At 72.9% G+C, this 23306-nt stretch carries 19 protein-coding genes and 1 pseudogene; 5 read left to right on the top strand and 15 right to left on the bottom strand.

Features of this window, described 5'->3' with window-relative positions; genetic code table 11:
* Window positions 1-86: 86 nt before the first annotated feature.
* Window positions 87-944 (top strand): annotated as a pseudogene (gene glsA, locus GSY69_RS01115) (glutaminase A); the annotation flags it as partial.
* A complete protein-coding gene (locus GSY69_RS15315; RefSeq protein WP_407924997.1) occupies window positions 830-1372 on the top strand; it encodes an STAS domain-containing protein in 543 nt (180 codons plus the stop codon). The pseudogene glsA and the gene GSY69_RS15315, both read left to right, overlap by 115 nt.
* On the opposite strand, the gene GSY69_RS01110 is transcribed toward GSY69_RS15315, so the two are convergent.
* The 9 genes from GSY69_RS01110 to GSY69_RS01070 form a co-directional block, all read right to left on the bottom strand.
* Window positions 1344-3494 carry an FAD/NAD(P)-binding protein gene (locus tag GSY69_RS01110; protein WP_160952079.1) on the bottom strand — a complete coding sequence of 717 codons (2151 nt, stop codon included), beginning with the start codon at window positions 3492-3494 and terminating at the stop codon, window positions 1344-1346. The two genes, GSY69_RS15315 and GSY69_RS01110, sit on opposite strands and share 29 nt — an antisense overlap.
* Window positions 3491-4483 carry an LLM class flavin-dependent oxidoreductase gene (locus tag GSY69_RS01105; RefSeq protein WP_202410714.1) on the bottom strand — a complete coding sequence of 331 codons (993 nt, stop codon included), beginning with the start codon at window positions 4481-4483 and terminating at the stop codon, window positions 3491-3493. The genes GSY69_RS01110 and GSY69_RS01105 overlap by 4 nt, the downstream gene beginning before the upstream one ends.
* Window positions 4480-5070 carry an NADPH-dependent FMN reductase gene (gene ssuE / locus GSY69_RS01100; protein WP_160952078.1) on the bottom strand — a complete coding sequence of 197 codons (591 nt, stop codon included), beginning with the start codon at window positions 5068-5070 and terminating at the stop codon, window positions 4480-4482. Before ssuE ends, GSY69_RS01105 begins: the two co-directional genes overlap by 4 nt.
* Window positions 5063-6442 carry an NtaA/DmoA family FMN-dependent monooxygenase gene (locus GSY69_RS01095; RefSeq protein WP_160952077.1) on the bottom strand — a complete coding sequence of 460 codons (1380 nt, stop codon included), beginning with the start codon at window positions 6440-6442 and terminating at the stop codon, window positions 5063-5065. Before GSY69_RS01095 ends, ssuE begins: the two co-directional genes overlap by 8 nt.
* The gene (locus GSY69_RS01090) at window positions 6439-8211 is read right to left on the bottom strand and encodes a dipeptide ABC transporter ATP-binding protein (protein WP_160952076.1); all 1773 of its coding nucleotides are present in this window, start codon (window positions 8209-8211) and stop codon (window positions 6439-6441) included. Before GSY69_RS01090 ends, GSY69_RS01095 begins: the two co-directional genes overlap by 4 nt.
* The gene (locus GSY69_RS01085; RefSeq protein ID WP_160952075.1) at window positions 8208-9194 is read right to left on the bottom strand and encodes an ABC transporter permease; all 987 of its coding nucleotides are present in this window, start codon (window positions 9192-9194) and stop codon (window positions 8208-8210) included. Before GSY69_RS01085 ends, GSY69_RS01090 begins: the two co-directional genes overlap by 4 nt.
* The gene (locus GSY69_RS01080) at window positions 9191-10243 is read right to left on the bottom strand and encodes an ABC transporter permease (protein WP_160952074.1); all 1053 of its coding nucleotides are present in this window, start codon (window positions 10241-10243) and stop codon (window positions 9191-9193) included. Before GSY69_RS01080 ends, GSY69_RS01085 begins: the two co-directional genes overlap by 4 nt.
* Window positions 10240-12060, bottom strand: a complete 1821-nt coding sequence (locus tag GSY69_RS01075) for an ABC transporter substrate-binding protein (RefSeq protein WP_202410713.1) — start codon at window positions 12058-12060, stop codon at window positions 10240-10242. The genes GSY69_RS01080 and GSY69_RS01075 overlap by 4 nt, the downstream gene beginning before the upstream one ends.
* 644 nt (window positions 12061-12704) lie before the next feature.
* Window positions 12705-13610 (bottom strand): LysE/ArgO family amino acid transporter, encoded by a 906-nt coding sequence (locus GSY69_RS01070; protein WP_160952073.1) that lies wholly within the window; start codon window positions 13608-13610, stop codon window positions 12705-12707.
* Window positions 13611-13871: 261 nt separating this feature from the next.
* Between GSY69_RS01070 and GSY69_RS01065 the strand changes: the two genes are divergently transcribed.
* From GSY69_RS01065 to GSY69_RS01055, 3 genes are all read left to right on the top strand, one after another.
* A complete protein-coding gene (locus GSY69_RS01065) occupies window positions 13872-14786 on the top strand; it encodes an ArgP/LysG family DNA-binding transcriptional regulator (RefSeq protein ID WP_160952072.1) in 915 nt (304 codons plus the stop codon).
* A gap of 63 nt (window positions 14787-14849) precedes the next feature.
* Entirely contained in the window at window positions 14850-15884 is a 1035-nt protein-coding gene (locus GSY69_RS01060; RefSeq protein ID WP_160952071.1) for an alcohol dehydrogenase catalytic domain-containing protein, read from the top strand.
* A 213-nt stretch (window positions 15885-16097) separates the two neighbouring features.
* Window positions 16098-17015, top strand: a complete 918-nt coding sequence (locus GSY69_RS01055) for a hypothetical protein (RefSeq protein ID WP_160952070.1) — start codon at window positions 16098-16100, stop codon at window positions 17013-17015.
* Window positions 17016-17293: 278 nt separating this feature from the next.
* Here the strand turns inward: GSY69_RS01055 and GSY69_RS01050 are convergent, their stop codons facing one another.
* The 6 genes from GSY69_RS01050 to GSY69_RS01025 are packed head-to-tail and all read right to left on the bottom strand — an operon-like array spanning window position 17294 to window position 23237.
* Window positions 17294-17986, bottom strand: coding sequence for a maltokinase N-terminal cap-like domain-containing protein (locus GSY69_RS01050; protein WP_160952069.1), 693 nt, complete (start codon window positions 17984-17986; stop codon window positions 17294-17296).
* 53 nt (window positions 17987-18039) lie between these two features.
* Complete coding sequence (locus GSY69_RS01045; protein ID WP_160952068.1) at window positions 18040-18831, bottom strand: ABC transporter ATP-binding protein; 792 nt, start codon at window positions 18829-18831, stop codon at window positions 18040-18042.
* On the bottom strand, window positions 18831-19622 hold the full coding sequence (locus GSY69_RS01040; RefSeq protein WP_160952067.1) for an ABC transporter ATP-binding protein: 792 nt from the start codon (window positions 19620-19622) through the stop codon (window positions 18831-18833). Before GSY69_RS01040 ends, GSY69_RS01045 begins: the two co-directional genes overlap by 1 nt.
* On the bottom strand, window positions 19619-20608 hold the full coding sequence (locus tag GSY69_RS01035) for an ABC transporter permease (RefSeq protein ID WP_160952066.1): 990 nt from the start codon (window positions 20606-20608) through the stop codon (window positions 19619-19621). Before GSY69_RS01035 ends, GSY69_RS01040 begins: the two co-directional genes overlap by 4 nt.
* Window positions 20605-21672, bottom strand: coding sequence for an ABC transporter permease (locus GSY69_RS01030; protein WP_160952065.1), 1068 nt, complete (start codon window positions 21670-21672; stop codon window positions 20605-20607). Before GSY69_RS01030 ends, GSY69_RS01035 begins: the two co-directional genes overlap by 4 nt.
* Window positions 21669-23237, bottom strand: coding sequence for an ABC transporter substrate-binding protein (locus tag GSY69_RS01025; protein ID WP_160952064.1), 1569 nt, complete (start codon window positions 23235-23237; stop codon window positions 21669-21671). The genes GSY69_RS01030 and GSY69_RS01025 overlap by 4 nt, the downstream gene beginning before the upstream one ends.
* Between the last annotated feature and the right edge of the window lie 69 nt (window positions 23238-23306).

Genomic DNA, 23306 nt, shown 5'->3' with positions numbered 1-23306 from the left:
AGCGCACTGCCAAGACCAGAGCGCGCCTCTGAGACCCACCCGCATCCACGACCGAAACAGGCACCCGATCCCAGGAGGCAGCAACCATGCAGACCCCCGTCACCACCTACCTCGACGACATCTACGAGTGCTGCCTCGACAACCGCTCGGGTGAGCGGGCGGACTACATCCGCGAGCTTGCAGAGGCCGACCCGGAGCCCTTCGCGATCGCCCTGTGCACCCCCGACGGCACGCAGTACTCCGCCGGCGATGCGCTGCGCGAATTCACCATCCAGTCGATCTCGAAGCCCTTCGCCTACGCGCTGGCGCTGCGCGACCGCGGCTTCGAGGCCGTCAACGCCGCCGTGGACGTGGAGCCCTCCGGCGATGCGTTCAACGAGATCTCCCTCGACGAGCACACGGGCCGGCCGGAGAACCCCATGATCAACATCGGGGCGCTCACCACGCACGCGCTCATCGGCGGGCCCGATGCCTCCGCGGCCCAGCGCTCCGCCCTCATCGTCGAGGGCCTCTCCCAGTTCGCCGGGCGCGAGCTCACGGTGGACGAGGGCGCCTGCGCCTCCGAGCTCGAGGACGCCTGGCGCAACCTGGCGCTGGCCGCCCTCATGCGCGCCGCGGGCAAGATCGAGGACGACCCGGACGACGTGGTGCTGGGCTACACCCGCCAGTGCGCGGTGCGGGTGACGGTCCACGACCTGTCCGTCATGGGCATGACGCTGGCACGCGGCGGGGTGAACCCGCTCACCCAGGAGCGCGTCGTCAGCCCGGAGATCGCCCAGCAGGTCATGGCCGTCATGACGAGCTGCGGCATGTACGACGCGGCCGGCGACTGGCTCTCCCACGTGGGCATTCCCGCCAAGTCCGGGGTGTCCGGAGGGATCCTGGGCGCGTTGCCCGGACAGGTGGGCATCGGCACGTTCTCCCCGCGCCTCGACGCGTTCGGCAACTCGGTGCGCGGTGTCCAGGCCTTCGAGCAGATGAGCAAGGACATGGGCATGCACATGATGGCCATCCCCGCGCCCACGATCAATGCGATCGGCCAGCACTGCCGCACGCCGACGGCTCGAAGCTCGTCGCCCTCCAGGGCGTCCTCGACTTCCCCACGGCCGAGATGGCCCTGCGCCGGTTCGCCCAGATCCCGCCGGGCAGCGACGACGTCATCATCGACCTCACGCTCGTGCCCTCGATCGCCCAGGCGGGGGCGAAGATGCTGCTCACGGGCATGCGCAGCCTCACGGCCGAAGGCCACGGGATCGTCATCGTCGACCCCCACCAGCGCCTGACAGCCGGCGAGGATCAGGTCACCGGCCTGCGCCGACTCGATTCCCGCCCGCGGGGCGCGCTCACCGCGGCCGAGGCGCCGACCGGCTGAGCGCCCGCACCCGCCGCCGGGCGCGCCCGGCCGGGCGTGCAGCCGCGCTCGCGGCCCGGCCCGTTTCGGCGCCGCGCGGTTCGGCGCAGGCGTGTTCGGTATCGCGCGGTTCGGTGCCGTGTGGTTCGGTGCCGGCCTGTTCGGCGTCACCACCGGCCGCATCGTCGCCGGCCGCTTCAGCCCCGGCGTCACCGGTACCGGCGCCCCCTGCGTCGCCCGTGCGCGCACCGGGCTGAGCCAGCTGCCCGGCGATCTCCCTCGCCAGCCGGGCGTTGTCGCGGAAGACGCGCGAGTTCGTGCCCGGCCGCGCGAACGCCTCGCCCACGGACCCCGCCACGGACGGGCCCACGAGGAAGAGGTCGGGCACCGGCCGGCCATCGCCCCCGATAGCGCGCCCGCTCGGGGCGGTGACGAACTTCGCCGCGTGCCCGGCGCCTGCCTCGAGGAGCAGGGAGCCCTCCGCGAGGAGGCCGCGCAGCAGCGGGTCGGCCGCGCGCGCCGCGCTCACGGGCGCCAGCCGGGCCTCGAGGAGGGCGGGCGCGCGCAGCGCCTCGCCGTGGCCGCTGGAGCGGGCGACGAATGCGCCGTCGCCCACCTCGACGCTCATGTCCGGCCCGACGAAGCGGACGATGCCCGCCCGCACCAGCGCGAGCAGCGCCTCGAGCCGCTCGGGCGGCGGCCCCGAGGCCAGGAAGGAGAAGAGCCCGTGCAGCCGACCGTCGAAGCTGCGGATGCGGTCCTCGGGGGTGAAGATCCCCGAGCTGACGTGCTCGCGCAGCGCGAAGTACCCGGAGACGAGCGCGTGGAAGACCGCGGAGTCCTGTGAGAAGTGCGGGTCCGCCGCGCGCGCGAGCTCGGCCTCGATATGGTCCGCGATGGCCTCCCCCAGGGCGGCGGCGGAATCGGTGCGCACACCGTCCAGCGGGCGATCGAGGGCGCCCAGGTCGAATCGGTCGGCCGGCTGGGCAACCGCCCGCTCGACCAGGGCGTCCAGTGCCTCCTGCGCGGCGCGCCGCGCGGCGGCATCGCCGGCGACCAGCGCCGCAACCTGCCGATCGATGAGCGCCGTGAAGTCGTCGGCGCTCGCGCTCACCCGCTCGGGGTGGCGGCCGGCGAGTTCGATGTAGTGCGCGGCGGCCATCTCCGCCTCGAGCAGCGGCAGCGCGGAGCCCTCGACGCTGACGAAGCCGTCCTCCCCGCGCAGCGCCTCGAGCAGCTGGGCGCCGATGTAGCGCGGCGGTGCCAGGCGCATCCCCTCCGGCCGGTAGCCGAGCTTGGGCCGGTAGGGCACGCCCCGCCGGGAACCGGCCCACAGGATGGGCTCGCGGCCGCTCGGGGCGTAGGACAGGCGGCCGTCCGCACCCCGGGAGAACGTGCCACCGCGCCCGGCGGTGAGCATCATGAGCGCGTCGATGAAGGCAAGGCCCATCCCGCGCACCAGCACATCGGCGCCCGCGGGCAGCACGCGAAGGTCCACGTCAGCGGTGTAACCCGGTGCCACGTAGGTCAGGCCGCGGGCGCGCGCCGCGCGCTGGAGTGCCGTCGTGGCGGCGTCGGGCTCGACCTCCACGAAGCCCTGGGCGAGCACGAGGGCATCCGCGCTCAGGCGCAGCGGCCTGCCCTGGCCTCCCTCCTGACCGGGGTGGGCAGATTCGACCGTGACCTCCTGCCGCCCGCCCGGTGCCCTGCGGACCTGCGCGGCCGTGCCGCGGTGGACGCGCACGCTCAGCCCGTCCGGAAGCGCGGCCACCGCAGCGTCGAACGCCGCGGTGAGGTAGTCGCCCTGCCTGCGGCGCGGGGCGAACTCCCCGGCGGACAGCGTGCCCCCGGCCCACTCGTGCAGGCTGGGGCCCGGGACGGGCGCGGGCTCGAGCGTGTCGTCGGCGAAGATCGTCACGTCCTCGGCCAGCGAGTTCATCCACAGGTTGGGGTCCTGGTCGCGGCGCCAGATCCTGCCCGCCCCCGGCTCGCAGGGCTCGACGACATCGATGCGCAGGCGGGTGGGCAGCGCACCGCGATCCGCCCGGCCCAGGGCGGCCAGGGCGAGCAGCAGGCCCGTCGTCTTGGGCCCGCCTCCCACGAACACGAGGCGCGCAGGGGCCTGCGCGAGCGCAGCGCTCAACGCGGGGTCCCCTGCTCTCCGTTGCGGGGCTCGCCGTTCTGGAGCTCCGTCTCGGACCCGCCTGCCTCGGCCGGGGCACGCCCGCTTGCCTGGGCCGGGGCATTCCCGCCGCGCTCGGCACTGCCCAGCCACTCGGCCAGGCGCAGCGCGCCCGCCGCATCGGCGACGTCGACGAGTACCTCGGACAGCTCGGCCCCGGCGGTGTCCAGCTCCTGGGCGTGCAGTGCCCGCAGGACGGTGCGGTCCTCCGCGGGCGCGGCATCCCATCCGGCTGCGCCGGGCGCCTCGGCGAGCACGACGATGTCCGCCGCCTGTGCCGCGGCCTCGGCCGTCTCCGGGCCGGTCACGCGGATGAGCGTGGGGAGCGTGCCCTGCGGGGGGCGCGGGACGATCGACGGGCCGGTGATCGTGAACTCCTCGCCCACGGAATCGGTGCCGGTGAAGCGCACGTAGTGCAGCCGCTCGCGGTCGACGAACCGGCCGGTCGCCGCGTCGCGGACGATCGCATCGGGCTCCCACGAGTGCCACAGCGCCGTGACCGCCTCGGCGACCACGGGCACCTCGGCCCACGCCGCGCCGGCGGTCGCGGCGGGCCGCCGACCCACTAGCCGGGCCGCGGCCTCGCTCGTCTGGGCGATCGGCGCCCAGCCCGCGCGGCCGCGCGAATCGTGGTCGAGCGTCGCGGTGGCGGTTGCCAGGTGGAACGGCTCCGCGTGGGTCACGGGCGCCTCGGGGACGAGCACGATGGACTCGGTGGCCGGGGCGAGCCACCCGGCGACGGTCACGGCGTCGAAGCCGGACTGCCCGTCATCGCCCAGGACGAGCCACGTGACCCCCGCAGCCTCGAGGCGCCGGGCTGCCTCGCGCAGCTGCGCCAGTTGCGCGGCGGGCTCGGCCGCGGCGGCCAGGGGGATGCGCACGGCGGCGGGCGCGTGCACCGGGCGAGCGGGGCTGGGCGCGGCGGTCATCGGCTGTGCGGGTGCGGTCATGAGGCTGCCTCCTGGTGGCGGCGCGCCAGCCGGGCGGCGGGGGCGCGCAGGTCGAGTTCGGCTTCGAAGGCCGCGAGCGCGGCGTGGATGTCGTCGGCGACCTTCGGATCGGTGAGCGTGGGGCCGCCGGCGTCCGGGTCCACGTGCTTGTCGATGGCGGCGGAGAGCACGAAGCGGCCGTCCGCCACGTGGGTGGCGCCCAGCGTGACGGCCAGCGGCTTGAGCCCGTAGTCGAGCGCGAGCACGTGCGCGGGGCTGCCGCCGGTGAGGAACGGCAGCACCGGCTTGCCCGCGAACGCGTCCATGGGCAGCAGGTCGACGAACGCCTTGAGCAGCCCGGTGTACGTGGCCTTGTAGACGGGCGAGCCCAGCACGACGGCGTCCGCGCCTGCCACCCGGTCCAGGGCGGCGGCGAGCTGCGGGTGGGCGGTGTCGCCGGCGAGCAGCGCCTCGCCGGGCAGCTCGCGCGCCCGCAGCAGCGAGCCGCTGTGGCCGGTGGCCGCCAGGTGCGCGCCCGCGTGCTCGAGCAGTGCGTCCGTGCTCGACGGCGCGGCGGGGCTGCCGGAGATGATGAGGACCTCAGCCACGGGCGCCCTCCTTGCGCGGCAGCCCATCCTCGTGGGCCGCCGAGGCACGGGCCGTGCGCCGCTGCGCCTCCCAGTCCGCCTCGGGCCGGGCCGCGGGCAGGCCCAGGTTGGCGCGCAGCGTATCCCCCGGGTAGTCGTCGCGGTAGACGCCGCGCTCCTGGAGCTCCGGGACGACCCGGTCGACGAACGCGTCGAGGCCGCCCGGGGTCAGGTGCGGGATGAGGATGAAGCCGTCTGCCGCGCGGGCCTGGACGAAGCGGTTCATCTCCTCGGCGATCGTCACGGGGGAGCCCACGAACGAGTGGCGGGCGGAGACCTCGATGGCGAGCTCGCGGATCGACAGGCGTTTGGCCTCGGCGAGGGCGCGCCACTTCTCCACTGTGGGACGCGGGTCCTTGATATGGCGCACGCGGCCGCGGGCGAGGCCCTCGTTGTCGAAGTCGGGCTCGATGTCGGGCAGCGGGCCGTCGGGATCATAGGCCGTGAGGTCGCGGCCCCACGTCTGCTCGAGGAACGCGATGGCACCGGGCCCGGACACCTGCTGGCGGCGGATGTGCGCGGAGGCCTCCCGCGCCTCGGCGTCCGTGTCGCCGAGCGCGAAGGTGACGCCCGGGAAGACCTTGAGCGACTCCGGATCCCGGCCGTAGCCGCGCAGGCGCTCGTCGATGTCAGCGACGAAGGCCTGGCCGTCGGCCAGCGAGGAGTGGCGGGTGAAGATGACGTCGGCGCTGCCGGCCGCGAAGTCCCGGCCTGCGGGCGAGTCCCCCGCCTGGAAGACGACCGGGTGGACCTGCCGCGAGCGCGGCAGGGGCCAGTGCCCGGCGATGTCGAAGAAGTCGGAGCGGTAGGCGAAGTCGCCCCCGGCGGAGTCTGTGCCCGCCTCCCACAGGGTGCGCGCAGCGGAGATGAAGGACTCCGCGCGCAGGTAGCGGTCCGCGTGGGCGAGGAACCCCCCGCGGCGGAAGTTCTCGCCGGTGAACGCATCGGAGGTCGTCACCACGTTCCACGCGGCCCGGCCGGCTGACGCGTGGTCGAGCGTGGCGAGCTTGCGCGCCAAGTCGTAGGGCTCGTTGAAGGTGGCGCTGAGCGTGCCTGCCAGGCCGATGCGCTCGGTGGCCTGGGCGAGGGTGGCGAGGACGGTCACGGTCTCCGGCCGGCCGACGACGTCGAGGTCGAAGATCTCCCCCTTGTGCTCGCGCAGGCGCAGGCCCTCGGCCAGGAAGAAGAAGTCGAAGAGGCCGCGCTCGGCGGTGCGGGCGAGGTGGGTGAAGCTGTCGATCGCGATGTTCGACCCGGCCTGCGGGTCGGACCAGGCGGTCGTGTTGTTCACGCCCGGGAAGTGGGCGGCGAGGTGGACCTGGCGCTGTGTCATCGTGCTCCGATCTGTGCTGCGGTGCGGCTGGGCGGTTGCGAAGGGTCGGGACTGCGGTCGGGGTGCGACGGGACGAGGTGCGAGCGGCCGGCGGCGGGCGGCCCCGACGCGGGAGCGCCCGGCGGGGCCGCCCCGGCGGCCGTGGCGGGTCCAGCGGACGGGGGTCGTTGGGCGCGGCCGGGCACGGCGGCGAGCAGCGCGCGGGTCGTGGGCGCGGTGGGCGCGGCGAAGACCTCCTCGGTGGGGCCGGCGTCGACGACCCGCCCCTGGGCCATGACGAGGACGTCGTGGGCGATCTGGCGCACCACCGCCAGGTCGTGGCTGATGAAGACGTAGGAGAGCCCGAGTTCGCGCTGCAGTCCGGCGAGGAGCTCGAGGATCTGCGCCTGGACGGAGACGTCGAGGGCGGAGACGGGCTCGTCGAGGACGACCACCTCCGGGTCGACGGCGAGGGCACGGGCGATCGCCACCCGCTGCCGCTGGCCGCCGGAGAGCTCCCCCGGCCTCCGCCGGGCTGCGTCGGCGGGCAGTGCGACGCGCTCGAGGAGTGCGCGCACGCGCGCCGGGCGCTCGGCGCGCGTGCCGATTCCGAAGCCCGCGAGCGGCTCGGCGATCGAGTCGCCGGCGCTGCGGCGCGGATCGAGCGAGGCGCTGGGATCCTGGTGGACGAAGCGCACCCGGCGGGCCAGGCGCACCGCCTCGGCCCGGCGCCCGGTGACGGGGGCGCCGAGCAGCTCGATCTCTCCCGCGTCCGCGGGTTCGAGGCCCACCAGCAGGCGGGCCGTCGTGGACTTGCCGGAGCCGGATTCGCCGACGATGCCCAGTGTGCGCCCGCGCGGCAGCTCGAGGGACACCCCGTCGACGGCGCGCACGCTCCCACCGCCGTGGGCGAAGTCGCGCACGAGGCCTGCGGCGCGCAGCACCGGCGGTTCCTGGGGCTGCGCCGGCCCGCCGCGCGGGGCGGCGATGAGCCGGGGCGCATCGAGGCCGGGCGCCGCCGCGAGCAGCCGGCGCGTGTAGGGCTCGCGTGGGGATTCCAGCACCTGCGCGGCGGTCCCGGCCTCGACGATGCGGCCGCCGGACATGACGAGGACGTCATCGGCGCGATCGGCCGCGACCCCCAGGTCGTGGGTGATGAGGACGAGGGCCGCCCCGGCGCGCGCGGTCCGCTCGGCCAGCAGGTCGAGGACCTGGCGCTGGACCGTGACGTCGAGGGCGGAGGTGGGCTCGTCGGCGATGACGAGCCGCGGCTCGCCGGCCAGGGCGAGTGCGAGGAGGATGCGCTGGCGCTGGCCGCCGGAGAGCTCGTGCGGCCGGCGCCGCCCGTGCAGGCGCGGTTCGAGGCCGACGCCGGCCAGCGCCTCGGCGGCCCGCTCCGCGGCCTCGCGGCGCCGGGCGCCGCGGGTGCGCAGCGTGTGGGCGAGCTGGCCGGCCACGGAGCGCACCGGGTTGAGCCCGGTGCCCGCGTCCTGGGGCACGAACCCCAGCACCGAGCCGTGCACCGCGCGCCAAGCCCGCTGCCCGGCGCCGCGCATGTCGACGCCGCCCACGGTGTGGACGGCGGCCCGCACACGGGCGCCGGGGACCGAGAGTCCCGCGGCGGCGGCCGCCAGGCTGGACTTGCCGGAGCCGGACTCCCCCACGAGCGCCACGGTGCGGCCCGGCCGGGCGGTGAGCGCAGCACCGTCGACTGCGGGAGCGGGGGCCGCTGGGTAGGCCACCGTGAGGTCGGACAGCTCCAGGACGGGCGCGGGTGCGGTGCGGCTCATGCGGGCCTCCTCTGGGCTCCGATGCGGCGGGCGAGGTGGTTGACGGACAGGGCGACGGCGGCGATGGCCAGCCCGGGCAGGGCCGTGAGCCACCAGGCGCTGGCGAGGTAGTCGCGTCCCTCGGAGACGAGCAGACCCCATTCGGGCTGCGGTGGCGGGGCCCAGTAGCCCAGGAAGCTCAGCGCGGACACGGCGAGGATCGCGGTGCCGAATTCGACCGCCGCCAGGGCGAGCACGGGGCCGGCGGCGTGCGGCAGCACGTGGCGCACCACCGTGCGGACTGCACCCACGCCGTTGAGGCGGGCGGCCTCGACGAAGAGGGAGGAGCGCCAGCGCAGCACCTCCCCGTGGGCGATCCGCGCGAAGGCAGGCGCAGACGACGCGGCCACGGCCAGCGCGATGGCCACGGGCCCGAAGCCCAGCGCCGTCACGACCGCCATGGACAGCAGTAGCCCGGGGATGGACTGTGCGACGTCGACGGTGCGCATGATGAGCGATTCGGCCACGCCGCCGGCGGTTGCCGCGGTGGCGCCGGCCGCCGATCCGATGTCGAATGCGGCGAGGACCGCAAGCGCCGTGGTGCCCAGCGAGACCGCAGCGCCGTGGACGGTGCGCGTGTAGACGTCCCGGCCTAGGTGGTCGGTGCCGAACCAGTGGGCGAGGCCGGGGGCCTGCAGGCGCTCGCGCGGCTGGCCCAGCAGCGGATTGCCGGGGGCGAAGGCGCTGGGGGCGAGCGCCCAGCTGAGCGCCAGGACGAGCACGGTGGCGGCGAGGAGGGTGCCCGCACTGGGGCGGGGCAGGCGGGACAGCCACCGTGCCGGGGGCAACCGGGCCGGTGCGGTGTGGCTGCCGTGGGCGTCGGCCGCCACTGCGGCAGCGGGGATGCCGTCGGCCGCCGCCGAGGCGGGGGCCGGAGAAGCGGTGGCCGCTGGGCTGGGAACCGCCTGGCTGGAACCCGCGGTGCTGGGAGCCGTGGTGCTCATGGGCGGGCCTCCTGGAGGACGGCGGGCTGCTGGGGCGCGGTGCGCCCCCGGCTGCGGCGAAGCGGGGTGCGCCTGGCCCGCGGGTCGGCGGCGGGGCGGGTACGGGCGTCGACGAGCGGGTAGAGCAGGTCGGCCGCGAGGTTGACGAGGACGAAGACGGCCGCGCAGAGGACGACGATGCCCTGGACGGTGGGGATGTCCTGATTGGCCACGGCCGTCTGTGCGAGGCGGCCCAGGCCGTTGCGGGTGAAGACCGTCTCGACGACGACGGCCCCGCCCAGCAGCTGGCCCGCGAGCACTCCGGCGATCGAGAGCAGCGGCAGCGCGGCCACCGGCAGGGCGTGTGCGAGCAGCAGGCGGGGCCTGCTGAGCCCCGCTGCGCGGTAGGTGGTGATGAACTGCTGATCCCATGCCGATTCGAGGGCGCGGAAGAGCACCTGCGCCACGATCGCGCCGATCGGCAGGGCCAGGGTCAGCGCCGGTAGGACGACGCCGGCGAAGCCGTGGGCGCCGAGTGCCGGGATGAGCCGCAGGCGGAAGGCGACTACCTGCAGGAGCACAAGGCCCGTGAAGAACGTGGGCAGGGACGCGCCCAGACCCGGCAGGGCCGCGAGCAGGCCGCGCAGCCGCGGGCTGCGGGAAGCCGAGGCGGTCAGCGCCAGGGCGCCGCCGCCCAGCAGCGCGAACAGCAGCGTCCAGACCGCCAGCTCCACCGTGGTCGGCACGGCGGCGGCGATGAGGCTCGCGACGGGTTGGCCGGAGGTGTACGAGGTGCCCAGGTCACCGCGCACGATCCCGCCCAGCTGCACGAGGTACTGGAGGGCCAGCGGCCGGTCGAGGCCGTGCTCGGCGCGCAGGGCCGCGACCTGCTCGGGGGTTCCGGCCGCCTGCCCCGCGGCGCCCAGCATGATCGTCACCGGGTCGCCGGGCAGGGCGGACAGGATGAGGAAGCTCAGCGTGTACGCCGCCCAGAGGACGACGAGACCGTGGAGGCCGCGCCGCAGCGCGAAGAGCGCCGCGCCGCGCGCACCGGTGCCGCGCGCGCTCATGGGCGGCTCCCCTCATGAGCGGCGGCGGCCCGGGAGTCGGCAGCCTGAGGGGCGGCGGGCGCCCGCATGCTGGTGGGCGCCTGGGCGCCGGCGGCAGCAAGGCTCGTGTCGTAGAGCTGGAGCCGCGAGGAGGCGTCGAAGTCGAGGTCTCGGACGCCGGGGCGCACGGACATCACGCCCGAGAGCTCGACGAGGGGGATCGCGTGGCCTGCGGTGAGCAGCTCGGTGACGGCGCCGTCCACCTGCGCACCGCGCCTGCGCTGGTCCGGCTGGGCCGCCGAGGCGTTGAGCAGCTCCTCGACGCGGCCGGGGGCGCGCTGGTTGATGTTGCGGCCGCGGGCATCGAAGAGGGTGCGCACGATGTCCGGATCGGCACGGGTGAGGTTGGAGAACTCGAGGTCGTAGTCGCCGGCGGCGCGCGCGGCGGTGGTCTCCGCCAGCGTCGACTTCTTCAGCTGCAGGTCGATGCCGACCTCGCGCAGCTGCTGCGCGACGAGCTCGATGAACGGCGCCGTCTGCCAGTAGCGCACGCTCAGCCGCAGCGGCGTGCCGTTCCTGCTGCGCATGCCCGTGGCCGGATCGGCCCGCCAGCCGGCGCGCTCGAGCAGGGCCGCCGCGCGGGCAGGGTCGTGTGCCAGCTGTGCGGAGTGGTCGCGGTAGCCGGGCGTGGACTTCGCCAGCAGCGAGGTGGCGGGGGCCTGGTGGTGGGACAGCACGGCCGCGAGTTCGGGCCGGTCGACGGCCGCGCCGATCGCGCGCCGGACGTCGGCGTCGGCGAGGATCGCGTTCTTCTCGTTCGGCATGAGCGAGTAGACGAGCCCCGGGTTGGCACGGGCTGCGATGGTGAAGTCCGAGGCCTCGAGGGCCTCTTCGTCCTGCTGCTGCACCGCGGTGTCGACGTCGATGTCGCCGGCCGACAGGCTGCCGGTGCGCACGCTGGACTCCGGCACGATGCCGATGTCGACGCCGTCTACGTGGGCGGGGCCCACGTGCAGGGCCCGGCTCGAGGGCCAGTCGTAGCCGGCGCGGCGCTCGAGGCTCACGCCGTCGCCGGGTGTGTAGCGGCCCACTGTGAAGGGGCCGGTGCCCTCGATCCTGCCCGCGCAGCGCTGCTCCGGGCTGCGCTGGAGGGTGGCGTGGGAGTACATGCCCAAGGTCATCGTGGAGGTGGCCTGGAGGAACTGCGCATTGGGCGCGGAGAAGGCGACGGTCACGCGGTGCTCGCCGTGTGCGGTGACCTTCGACAGGCCCGCCAGGTACGTGGAGCCCAGCTGGGCCTTGGCGCTGAGCCCGGCGATCCCCTCGAGGTTCTCCTTGACCGATTCCGCGGTGAAGCGCGTTCCGTCGGAGAACCGGACGCCGTCGCGCAGGGTGAAGTCGAACGTCTTGGAATCCGCGCTCACGCGCCAGGAGGCGGCGAGCCACGGGACGATCGCCCCCGATTCGGGATCCTGATCGGTCAGCGAGTCCGTCAGCTGGCGGGCCACGGTGAGGGCCGTGTTGTTGCCCATCTGCTGGCCGTCGATGCACTGCGGGTCGGAGTCGAAGGCCAGACGTAGGCGGTTGGCACCCGCTCCGGCCTGGGCGGGGGCACCGCACCCGGCCAGCGCCATGGCGCCGGCGATGCCCGCGATGACCGTGGCGGTGAGCACGCTGCGCGCGCTGCGGGGCGGACGGCGGCGGGGACTGCGCCCAGCGGGGAGTCGGCTGCGGGGCTCTCCGGGCCGATCGGAGCGGTTGGGCGGGGTGTGCTCACCCGGCTGCGGGCGCACGGTGCGCCTGCGGTGGGGATGTGGGGGTGCGGGGGGCTCGGACATGACGGTGCACTCCTGGACTCAGGCGAGTGCTCCCGATTCACCTGGACCGCGCGGGCCTCCCCGGCAGTGTGCGGGGGCGCGCGGGGCACCCGCCCCGAACAGGGCGCGGGTGCGGCGGCCGACGAGGGCCGCGGTGCACGGGAGTCAGATGGACGGCGTCCGGCTCCGCGAAGAGCGGGGGCGAGTGCCCAGGGCTCACATTCGCGTGGTGGCGCCTGCGAGCATGAGACAGTCAAGAGCCTCGAAGCGAGCAGCCAGTGCCCAGTTCTGCGAGTTCTTGAACGGCATCATGCTCATCCTGTCCGTTGTCCGGCATGTCCGGTTCGGGCATCGCCACGATAGGTGGCCAACGCGTTCCCGCGCTCAGGTATTCCCCTACCCTAGCGACCGGGCCGCGCGCCGTGGCCGCCGGTGTCACACAGCGCAACGCGGTCCCGACGGCCCGTGGGCAGCCGGTTTGGGGTGGCATCGGACGCCCGCGGCGGCGACCAGCAGACGCCCGAGGCGTCAGCACCCGAGGCGGCGGTCACCGGGCAGTGGGCACCAGGCACCGAGCAGCCCCTGCCGGGCGGTGCGCGGGAGCTGCGCGCTGGTTCCCGCCCACCGCCTCGGCCTAGTAGCGCCGCGGGCTCCGGCCCGCCGGCTCAGAGCAGACGCGCTGCGAGGACGAGGCCGAGCACGATCATGACGGAGCCCGTTGCGATGTCGAGGAGCTGCCAGATCCTCGGGTAGCGCACGACGAGCCGGCCGAGCGCCTTGGCCCCGAAGCCGAGTGCGACGAACCACGTGATCGAGGCGCAGTAGAGGCCCACGGCGAAGATCCAGCGGCCCGGGTCGCCGTAGTTCGCGGCCATCGAGCCGAGGATGACCGTGACCTCGAAGTAGGACTGCGGATTGAGCCAGGTGAACGCGAGCAGCGCGAGGATCGCGGAGACCATCGGGTGGGTGCCGGAGCCGCGCAGCAGCCGGCCCACCGCACCGTGGCCGTGGCCGCCCTCGCCGTGTGCCGCGCAGAGGCCCTCTCCGCCGGCGTCCGGCCCGGTGGCCGGTGCGGCGGTGCCCGCTCCCCCGGTTGCTGCGGCACTCCGCTCGCGGACCAGGGTGCTGGCCCGACCGGTGGTCGCCGGGCCCGCCGTGGACTCGGCGGCGACCGGGCGCGCGCCTGCCGCCCCCTGAGCCGGGGCTGCGGCCGGGTCCGCGGCGAGCCCGGCCTCCGCCTCGGCGGCGGAGAGATCGAGGCTCTCCCGGGCGCCCTCTTCAGGGGCGCGGCGGGGGCGGAGCGCGCGCCACAGCGCGCTTGCCCCGTAGCCGGAGAGGAACACGGCGCCGACGATCGTGAGGATCGACATGAGCTGCGGAACCGCCTGGGTCAGCGAGCCCATGCCGGCCACGCCCAGCGTGACGAGCAGCATGTCGGAGACGATCGAGACGACGATGAGGGGCGCCATGCGGCGCCCTGCCGCTGCGTGCTTGATGAGGAACATCGTCTGCGCGCCGACTGCGGCGAACAGCGCGAGACCGGAGGCGAACCCGGTCAGCACAATGCTCATGGACTCCATATGACACCCCTTTTCACTGGCGAGGCTGCGGATGCGGGCGGACCCGCCCGCAGGCGATCGATGCTGTGGAAGCGGCCCGACCGGGCCACCCTTCGACACTAGGCGCGCCCTCATCCGAAGCCGATCGCATGATTCTTCGCTAAACTAAGCTCCGCTTAGGATTTGTGCCCGGGACCGCACCGGCCACACCGCTGGCCAGGGCGCTTGCACTCGCCCGGACCGCTGCGCATCGCAGACCGTGAGGAGCATCACATGCCGGACCTCAGCGGGCTCTCCGCCGCCCAGCTGCACACCTTCGCGACGGTGGTCGAGGAGGGCACGATCGAGGCCGCCGCGGCGGAGCTGGGCGTCACCGGTTCGGCCGTCTCGCAGCGGCTCAAGGCGCTCGAGGCGCACGTGGGCGCCGTGCTGCTCCAGCGCACCAAGCCGGTGGCGCTGACGGAGGTGGGTGAGATCGTCCACCGCCTGGCACTGCAGTACGCGATCGCCGCCCACGATGCGGAGGCCGCCCTCGATGCGCGCACCCACGTGCGCGGCTTCACCCGCGTCGCCATCGTCGTCAACGCCGATGCGATGGCCACGTGGATCCTCCCCGCGCTCGAGGAGGTGGCGCGCTCGCGCCGGCTGCTGCTCGACATCGTGCGCGAGGACGAGCAACAGGCCGCTGACTACCTCCAGCGCGGCATCGCCATGGCCGCCGTCAGCAGCGCTCCGGCCGGTGCGCCGGGCACCACGGCCCAGCACCTGGGCACCTGGCGCTACTGGCCGCTTGCCCACCCGCGGTTCTCCGCCGCCCACTTCCCCAGGGGGCTGACGGCCCGCGCGGTGGGGCGGGCGCCCGTCCTGCGCTACGACCCGCGCGACACGATCCCGCTCGACTTCCTGGCCCGCGAGCTCGGCGAGCCGGCGGACCCGCCCGCGCACTTCATCCCCGAGGCCCGGCAGCTCGTCCTCGGGGCTGCGCGGCAGCTGGGCTGGACGCTTGCCACGGCGCCCTTCCGGCGCCTGGTCCCGGGCAGCTCCGTCCTGCGGCCCATCCCCGGCACCGAGCCCTACGACGTCGACCTCTACTGGCACCAGTGGACGATGCACTCCCCCACGCTCGATGCGCTCGCAGGGGCCGTGCACGCCGCTGCGGCGGACAGCGAACTGCAGCGGGACTGGTGAGCGGGCGCGCGAGCGCATGAGACGAGCGCGCCCGCGCGCCGGCCGGTCATTAGAGTGCCGGGCATGCGCGCAGTCTTCTTCGAGTCCTTCGGCCAGCGCCCCCGCGTGGCGGACCTGCCCTCCCCGACCGCCCCCAGCGGGGGCGTCGTCATCGACGTCGAGGCAACGGGGCTGTGCCGCAGCGATTGGCACGCCTGGGCCGGCCACGACGATTCCGTCGCCCTGCCCCATGTGCCCGGCCACGAGCTCGTCGGCCGAATCGCGCAGGTGGGCGCTGGCGTGCGCGAGTGGCGCCGCGGCCAGCGCGTCACCACTCCGTTCGTGTGCGGGTGCGGGCGGTGTGAGCAGTGCCGCTCCGGCAATGCGCAGGTGTGCCCGAATCAGACGCAGCCCGGTTTCACCCACTTCGGCTCCTGGGCCGAGCAGGTGGTCATCCACGCCGCGGACCACAACCTCGTCGCGGTGCCGGAGGACCTGCCCGCCGAGGCCGTGGTCGGGCTGGGCTGCCGGTTCGCCACCGCGTTCCGCGGGCTGCACCACAGAGCCCGGCTCCAGCGAGGCGAGACCGCCGCCGTCGTGGGCTGCGGCGGCGTGGGGCTCTCGACCATCATGATCGCCCGGGCACTGGGGGCGCGCACGGTGGCGGTCGACGTGGCCGACGGTGCGCTCGACCTCGCCCGGCGCTTCGGCGCCGATGACACCGTCAACGCCGCCGGCCTCGCACCGCAGGAGGTCGCGGACGCGATCGTCGCGGCCGCGGGCCGCCGGCCCGCGGTGACCGTGGAGGCGCTGGGCCGGGAGGAGACGATGAACGCGGCCCTCCTGGCCGCCGCTCCCCTGGGCCGCCACGTGCAGATCGGGCTCTTCGCCCACCCGCCGGTCACCGCGATGCCCCGGGTCATCGGCCAGGAGATCGCCGTCTTCGGCAGCCACGGCATGCCCGCCGCGGACTATCCGGAGCTCGTGGACCTCGTCGCCTCGGGAGCGCTGCGGCCCGCCGACCTCGTCACGCGGACCATCGGGCTCGACGAGGTGCCCGAGGCGCTGGTGGAGCTGGGCGAGCGCACGCGGCCGGGTATGACGCTCATCCGACCGTAGGCGTAGGCGTAGGCGCAGGCCGGAGCCGCAGCCCGCGGCGGCGCCTGGGGCTGGGCTCGTGTCCGAGGCTGCCTCTTCCGCTGGGTGTGCCGGTGCGGCGGCGCCACCTGCGAATACCCCGCATCCCCGCCGGCCGCGCCGGCTGGGCATCGGATATTCTGACAGGGATACATGCCCCGCGTTCACCGTCAAGGAAGACAGAGGAGTACCGCAATGGATATGCAGACGATCATCTGGATCGTGGTCGGCATCGTTGTCGTCATCGCACTCATCGCCATCATCAGCATCGCCGCCCGCAAGGCGGCCGCCCGCAAGCGCGAGGAGCAGCGCCGCATCGATGAGGCCAACCGCAAGAAGGCAGCGGAGATGCGGGAGCAGAACAAGGAGCAGGAGCTCGACGTGCGCAAGCACGAACTCGAGCTGGAGAACCAGCGCCTCGAGACGGAGCGCACCCGCATCGAGGCCGATCGTCGCGAGCGCGAGCTGGCGGAGGAGAACGAGCGGATCGAGGCCGAGCGCCGCGCCGTGAAGGAGCGCGAGGTGAAGGCCGATGCGCTCGATCCCGATGTCGATGACAAGGGCCGCCGACGCGACGACCGCGGTGCCGCCGCTGGAGCTGCCGGGGCAGCCGAGAGCCGTCGCGGGGAGCGCCACGACGAGCGCGACGTGCGCCGCGACGACCGCGATGCCCACCGCGGTGAGTCCGTGCGCGAGCGCGCCCACGATGCCAAGGAGGGCATCAAGGGCAACAACCCCGACGCTGTGCGCGATGACCGCGGCGAGGGCGTGCGCAACGAGGGCCTCCGCGATGACCGCGACCGTGCCGGCCACGACGACGGCCGCGGCCCGGTCCGCGAGCGCGCCCACGACGCCAAGGAGGGCATCAAGGGCGACAATCCGGACGACGTGCGCGGTGCCGATGCCCGCGGCGGGTTCGGCGATGAGCGCCACGTCGCCGAGCGCGGTGAGGCGATGGGCCGCCGCGGTGACCGCGAGCCGCTGCGCGAGCGCCTCCACGATGCGAAGGAGGGCGTGAAGGGCGACAACCCGGACGGGGTGCGCCAGCGCGATGCCCTCGACGGCCCGGAGTTCGGCGAGGACGGCGGCGAGGGCTACGCCCCGCGCCACTGAGCTCAACCGGACGCCCTGAACCGCGGCGCCCGGAACCACCGGGTCGTCGCAGTGCGGCACCCCCGACGCGACGAGCGCCGGCCGAGACTCACCTCGGCCGGCGCTCGTCGCGTGTGGGGGTTACCGGGATGCTGGGCTTCGGGAACGTCGGTCCACGGCCCGCAGCGCCGCCGGTCCAGTCCACGGGCCCGCGGCGCCGCCGATCGCGGCTGCGCAGCGCACGCCGCGGCTTGTGCTCGATGCAAATGCGCTCCGGTGCCCCGCCCCCGGGGCCGGCCTCAGTCGAGGAGGCGCGCGGCGAGGAGCTCGCCAGCGGGGGCACCCTGGCCCTCGGGCAGGCGCACCCGCAGCGCGTGCGACTCGGCGCTCAGCGCATCGCCGCCCGCCGCCTCGGGGAACCGGAAGAGGGCAATGCGGTGGCCGTCGAACGCGATGAGCGCGGCCCCGTCGGTCTCCTGCACCGCGGGCAGGGCGCGCGGCCCCGAGCCACCGGCCGCGCCCGCCGGGCCGGTGCCCAGGTGCACACCCGGCGCACCGGTGCCGCGCGCCTCGGCGACGTCGTCGCGGCGCTCCTCCCCCGAGTCCTTCTGCACCCATTCATCAGCCGAGGTGTCGGACTCGACGATGCTGCGCAGCAGTTCGGCGGCGAAGACGGGGTCGGCCGTGCCGTCGTAGATCCACCGCCGGCCCAGGATCGAGTGGTCCATCTGGCTGACGAGCGCCGCCTCCAAGTCCGGCACGGGTGCCGGACGGTACGTCAGCGGCACCTGGATGAGGCGCTCGGGGCAGTCGGCGGCGCGCACGAGGTGCACCTCGGCGCCGACCTCGCCGGCGGGGTCGTCGAACCGATAGCTCGACACGAGTTCGAGCTGCGGCTGGTCGGACAGCCCCGCCCACGCCTGCTGCGGCAGCCAGCGGCTGATCGCCTCGAGCTTGGTGGGTGAGAGATCTGCTTCGTAGATGATGGCCACGGCGCCTCCTTCAGCGGGTCTGACCTCAGCCTACGCGGTGGGCAACCGCGACGCTAAGGGGCAGGGGAACCTGGGATCACACCGCGCCCGTCGACGCGCGGAATCGCCTCGATGAGGGTGCGAGTGTAGGCCGCGGCCGGCGAATGCCAGATCTGCTCCGTCTCCCCCACCTCGACGAGGCGGCCGGATTGCATGACCGCGACCCGGTCCGCGATTTCGCGCACCACCGCCAGATCGTGGCTGATGAAGAGGAGGGAGGCACCCGACTCGGCGGCGAGATCGCGCATGAGCCCGGCGATCTGCGACTGCAGAAACGCATCGAGGGAGGCAATCGGCTCATCGCCGATCAGCACCTTCGGGCCGGCCGCAAGCGCGCGCGCAATCGCGATGCGCTGGCGCTGCCCCCCGGAGAACGCGTGCGGAAAGCGGTCCGCGGCGGATGGCGGGAGGTCGACAGCGGCGAGCAGCGAGCTCAGGTTCCAGCGGTGCGCCGCATCCAGTGCCAGCGCTTCCTCGATCTGGCGGCCGATTCTGCGCCTCGGGTTGAGGGACGCGTAGGGGTTCTGGAACACCATCTGGATGCCCAGGAGTGCCCGCGGTCGCCTGCGCAGCCCCAGCCGCTCGACGCGCGCACCGTCGAAGCCGATCGCACCGGCCGCCGGCTTCTCCAGCCCGCAGATCAGCTTCGCTAGCGTCGACTTGCCGCAGCCCGACTCGCCGACCAGGCCCAATACCTCACCGCGGGCGAGATCGAGGGAGACGTCCTCGACAGCGCGGAAGCGCCCACCGCCCGGCAGGCGGTAATCGCACGTGATCCCATCGAGCTGGAGTATGGACTCGGCCATCAGCGCAGCACCTCCGATCCGGGCAGGGATTCGATCAGCGAACGAGTGTAGGCGTGCTGCGGAGCCGTGATCGTAGCCTCGCGCGGTCCCCGCTCCACGACCACGCCGTTCTGCATGACGACGATGTCGTCCGCGATCGACGAGAGGACGCCGAAATCGTGGGTGACGAGCAGCACGCCCAGGTCGAGGTCGTCGCACAGTTCGCGGAGGAGTCGGAGGACACCGGCCTGCACGGTGACGTCGAGCGCCGTCGTGGGCTCGTCGGCAATGAGGATGCGCGGTTCGCACACGATCGCCGAGGCCACGGCGATCCGCTGCAGCTGGCCACCGGAGAATTGATGAGGGTACTTCTTCAGCGCACCCACCGGGTCGGGCACGCGTGTGCGTTCGAGCGCCTCGGCGGCACGGGAGCGGGCCTGCGACCGTGAGATGCCCGTGTGGAAGCGAAGGTGATCGGTCATCTGCCGGCCGATGCTGAGCATGGGGTGCAGCGAAGCCGCGGGATCCTGGAAGATCATCGCGAGCTTGGCCCCGCGCAGACCGTTGTACTCGCGGTTGCCCAGGCCGACCAGTTCGCGGTCGTCGAATCGGATGCTGCCGGTGATGTGCGTGCCGTCGGGCACCAGGCCCATGACCGACAGCCCGGTCATGGTCTTACCGGACCCCGAGGCGCCTGCTACCCCGGTGATCGTCCCCGGGCTGATGGCAAAGGACACCTCGTCGAGCAGTCGGCGCGCCGCCGACCCTGTCCCGGCCGTCATCGACAGCCCCTCGATCTCCAACAGCGTCATGACGTCTGCTCCCCTACCGTCCTGGCGGTGCGCGGGTCGAGCGCATCGCGCAGGCTGTCGCCGATGAAATTGAACGCCATGACCACAGTGAGGATGGCAAGGCCCGGGAACAGTGCGATCCACCATGCGGAGAAGTTCGCCACCCCCTCCGACACCATCGCACCCCAGTCCGGAGTCGGGGGGACCGCCCCGAGGGAGAGGAACGACAGGCCCGCCATCGTGAGAATCGCCTCGCCGACGCTCAGCGTGCCGAGCACGAGGAGCGGAGAGGCGACGTTCGGTGCGATGTCGACAGCGAGCGAGCGCGGGGCGCTGAATCCCAGTAGCCTGCCTGCCACGACGTATTCGCTGCTGCGCGCGCTCATCACCAGCGAGCGTGCGACCCGCGCATACGAGGGCCACGAGACCAGGAGGATCGCGACGACCGCGTTCTTCAGGCCGGGGCCCAGGGCAGCCGCGATCACCATGGCGAGGATGATCGTGGGGAACGCGAAGACGAGATCGGCGAGGCGCATGATGACCTCGTCGACGAACTTTCCGAAGTAGCCGGCGACCGCTCCCAGGATCGATCCCGCGAGCATGGACGCCAGCACGACCAGCACGGCCACGGGCAGGGTCGTGCGCGCCGCGCTGAGCACGCGCGAGAGCACATCGCGGCCCAGCTCGTCTGTGCCGAGGAGATTTCCGGGACCCGGCGGCTGCAGCCGAGGAAAGGCCTGCGCGAGCGGATCCGCGGGGCAGAGGATCGGAGCGAAGAGGGCGATGAGCACCCAGACGGCGATGATGGCACCCCCCACGATGCCAAGCGGCGTGCGCAGCGCGGTCGGCACGCGCAGCCGCCATCGCGGGATGCCGCGGGCAACGGCATCCGCACCGGCTCCCGGGGCATTCCCCGGCAGTGCCGCACCGTCGGCGGTGCCGTCGGCAGGCTGTGAGCCGTGCAGTGGATTCGGGCCCGTGGTGCGCGTCTCGCGCGGGGCGCTCATCGGACCCTCACCCGGGGGTCGATGAAGCCGTAGATGAGATCGACGAGGAAGTTGATGCCGATGTAGACGATTCCGATCACCAATCCGACGCCCATGATCACCGGGAGGTCGAGCTTGGTGGCACCGCGATAGGCGTACTGGCCCAGGCCGTTCCAGGCGAACACCGTTTCCGTCAGCACCGCTCCCGAGAGCAGCGAACCGAACGCGAGGCCGACCACGGTGATGATCGGCACCAGGGCACCGCGGAAGATGTAGCCGAAGATCACCGTCCGCGGCGGCAATCCCTTGGCCCGCGCGGCGGTGACGTAGTCCAATCCCACCACGTCGAGCACGCTCGAGCGGCTGAACCGGGTGAGCAGCCCGATCGTGAAGAGGGAGAGCACAATCGAGGGCAGCACCAGGTGCGAGAGCGCGTTGACGAAGACCGGCCACTGGCCGGCTGCGAGCGCATCCACCGTGTAGAGGCCCGTGACCTTGGGCGGCGGTTGGAGCCAGGGATCCAACCGGCCGGCGCCGGGGACCGCGCGGAGCTTGAAGAAGAACACGAAGTAGGCAACCGTTGCTATCCAGAAGGTCGGGGCGGATATCCCGATCAGGCTGATCGCCCGGATCGCATGGTCGACGGCGGTGTTGCGCTTGAGCGCGCTCACCAGCCCGAGGATGAGGCCGAGCACCACGGAGATGAGGATGGCGCCGAGGCCCAGCTCGATGGATGCCGGAAATACGTTGGCGATCGACTGGGCTACCGGCTGCCGGGTCTGGTTGGAGACCCCGAGGTCGCCCTGGAGCAGGTTGCCGAGGTACGTGAAGTACTGGACGATCAGGGGCTTGTCGAGGCCGAGCTCCTGGCGGGTCCGCTCGACGATCTCCGGATTGCCAGCCGCCCGGTCGCCCAGAATCGCCTGGGCAGGATCGGCGGGCACGAGGTTGGTGAGCAGGAACGTCACCACGGTGACGCCGAAGATCAGCAGCGCGCTGATCCCCAGGCGGATGAGGATGTAGCGGGCCAGAGGCGGCAGCGGCGCGCGCCGCAGCCTCTGGCCCGCCGGTGCCTGCGCGCTCATTCGGCCTTGGCGAAGTCGAACGAGACGTCAGCGTTGGAGACGTACTTCGTGACCGACTTGTTGATTGCCACATTCGATACCGGCTGGACCACCGGGATGAACGGGCCCTGCTTGTTCAGCGCGGCGTAGAGCTTGCTGTACGAGGTGTTGCGATCGCTCGGCTCCTTGGCGGCGAGTGCCTCCTTCTGGAGCTTCTCCACCTCCGGCGCGGCTCCGGCCTCCCACTTCACGCGCTTGGCGACAGTCCCACCGGGGGTGAAGACCAGGTAGTTCGTCGGGTCCGGGAAGTCGGCACCCCAGGAGCCGATGCCCATAGCCTGCTTGCCGGAGCGGAACGCATCGAGCTGCGTCGACGACGGCGCCGGGGCCAGTTTGAGTTCGATCCCGGCTTCCTTCAGCTGTGATTGCAGGGTCTCTGCCAACTGGGACAGATTCACCCCGTTCACGGTCTGGTCGCTCGCGTAGTTGAACGTGATGGCCTCGCCCTTGTAGCCGGACTTCTTCAGATAGTCCTTCGCCTTCTCGAGATCGCGCTTGAACGCCTGGTCCTTCGGGACGTGGCCGATGAACTCGTTGGGCACCAGGCTTGCCAGCGGCTGCGCCCCCTCGCCCGCGAGCTGCTGCACCTTTTCGTAGTCGATCGCGTAGCGCACAGCATTCTGGAAATCGGCGTTCGAGGTGACGGCGCTGATGTCCTTGCTCGCCGTGTTGAAGACGTACGGGGAACGGGTCGACGGCTGGGTCGCGACGTTGACCTGCCCGGTGTCGAGGTTCTTCACCTGGTCCGAATTGAGATCGAATGCGACCTGGGCCTGGCCTGACTGCACATCCGAAAGCTGCGTTTCCCCGCCGACGTTGCGCAGGACGACGCGCTTGAATTTGGGCGCCTGCCCGCCGAAGTGCTCGTTCGCGGTGAGGACGACTTCGCTGTCTGCGTTGTAGGACTCCACCTTGTAGGCGCCGGAGCCCTGGGAGTTCGAGTCGAGGAACTGCTGTGCTTTGTCCTTCGAATCGGTGGTTCCGCCGTTTTCCTTCACCACCTTCGAGTTCACGATGCCCAGGGAGGCGTTGGGCAAGATGTACGGTAGCGCCGGATTGGGATCCTTTGACGTCAGGGTGATCGTCTTGTCGTCGACCTTCTTGACGTCGACTCCGTCCAAGAAGAACGCAGGATTTCCGCCGATGCCCTGCAGGCGCTTGTAGGAGAAGACGATGTCGTCGGCCGAGACCGGGGTGCCGTCGGAGAACTTGGCGTTCTCATCGGCCATCGTCAGCGTCATCGTCTTCTGATCGGACGACATCTTGAAGCTGCACAACCCGGTCCCGGGCTTGGAGAGGTCACCGTCCTCGAACTTCAGCGCGGTCTGATAGATCGCGTTGTCGAGCGTGGAACCGGTGAACTCGAACTGCCGGGCCGGGTCGATCGTCTGGAGGTCGAAGGAGGACTCGGCCACAAGGGTGTCGCTCGAGCCGCCGCCGCCCGAACCGCCGCCGCATGCCGTCGTGGCGAGGACCGCCGCCACGGTTCCTGCCGCCAGTCCGAACGTGCCAATTCTCCGACGCATGAGCGACCTCCGTGTATCGCAGCTTTGATGTGATATGCGCCACTATGCATGATGTGAGGAGGCTTTTTG

The sequence above is a fragment of the Brevibacterium rongguiense genome (assembly GCF_009857845.1).
Taxonomy (GTDB): Bacteria; Actinomycetota; Actinomycetes; order Actinomycetales; family Brevibacteriaceae; genus Brevibacterium; species Brevibacterium rongguiense.
Note: the sequence above shows the minus strand (reverse complement) of the source record. Positions and strands in the feature narration are given on the sequence as shown.

Coding starts and splice junctions, on each gene's coding strand:
- GSY69_RS01105 (WP_202410714.1), bottom strand. CDS start 4,483: ATGACCGCACCCGCACAGCCGATGACCGCCGCGCCCAGCCCCGCTCGC.
- GSY69_RS01095 (WP_160952077.1), bottom strand. CDS start 6,442: ATGACACAGCGCCAGGTCCACCTCGCCGCCCACTTCCCGGGCGTGAAC.
- GSY69_RS01090 (WP_160952076.1), bottom strand. CDS start 8,211: ATGAGCCGCACCGCACCCGCGCCCGTCCTGGAGCTGTCCGACCTCACG.
- GSY69_RS01085 (WP_160952075.1), bottom strand. CDS start 9,194: ATGAGCACCACGGCTCCCAGCACCGCGGGTTCCAGCCAGGCGGTTCCC.
- GSY69_RS01080 (WP_160952074.1), bottom strand. CDS start 10,243: ATGAGCGCGCGCGGCACCGGTGCGCGCGGCGCGGCGCTCTTCGCGCTG.
- GSY69_RS01075 (WP_202410713.1), bottom strand. CDS start 12,060: ATGTCCGAGCCCCCCGCACCCCCACATCCCCACCGCAGGCGCACCGTG.
- GSY69_RS01070 (WP_160952073.1), bottom strand. CDS start 13,610: ATGAGCATTGTGCTGACCGGGTTCGCCTCCGGTCTCGCGCTGTTCGCC.
- GSY69_RS01065 (WP_160952072.1), top strand. CDS start 13,872: ATGCCGGACCTCAGCGGGCTCTCCGCCGCCCAGCTGCACACCTTCGCG.
- GSY69_RS01060 (WP_160952071.1), top strand. CDS start 14,850: ATGCGCGCAGTCTTCTTCGAGTCCTTCGGCCAGCGCCCCCGCGTGGCG.
- GSY69_RS01055 (WP_160952070.1), top strand. CDS start 16,098: ATGGATATGCAGACGATCATCTGGATCGTGGTCGGCATCGTTGTCGTC.
- GSY69_RS01045 (WP_160952068.1), bottom strand. CDS start 18,831: ATGGCCGAGTCCATACTCCAGCTCGATGGGATCACGTGCGATTACCGC.
- GSY69_RS01040 (WP_160952067.1), bottom strand. CDS start 19,622: ATGACGCTGTTGGAGATCGAGGGGCTGTCGATGACGGCCGGGACAGGG.
- GSY69_RS01035 (WP_160952066.1), bottom strand. CDS start 20,608: ATGAGCGCCCCGCGCGAGACGCGCACCACGGGCCCGAATCCACTGCAC.
- GSY69_RS01030 (WP_160952065.1), bottom strand. CDS start 21,672: ATGAGCGCGCAGGCACCGGCGGGCCAGAGGCTGCGGCGCGCGCCGCTG.
- GSY69_RS01025 (WP_160952064.1), bottom strand. CDS start 23,237: ATGCGTCGGAGAATTGGCACGTTCGGACTGGCGGCAGGAACCGTGGCG.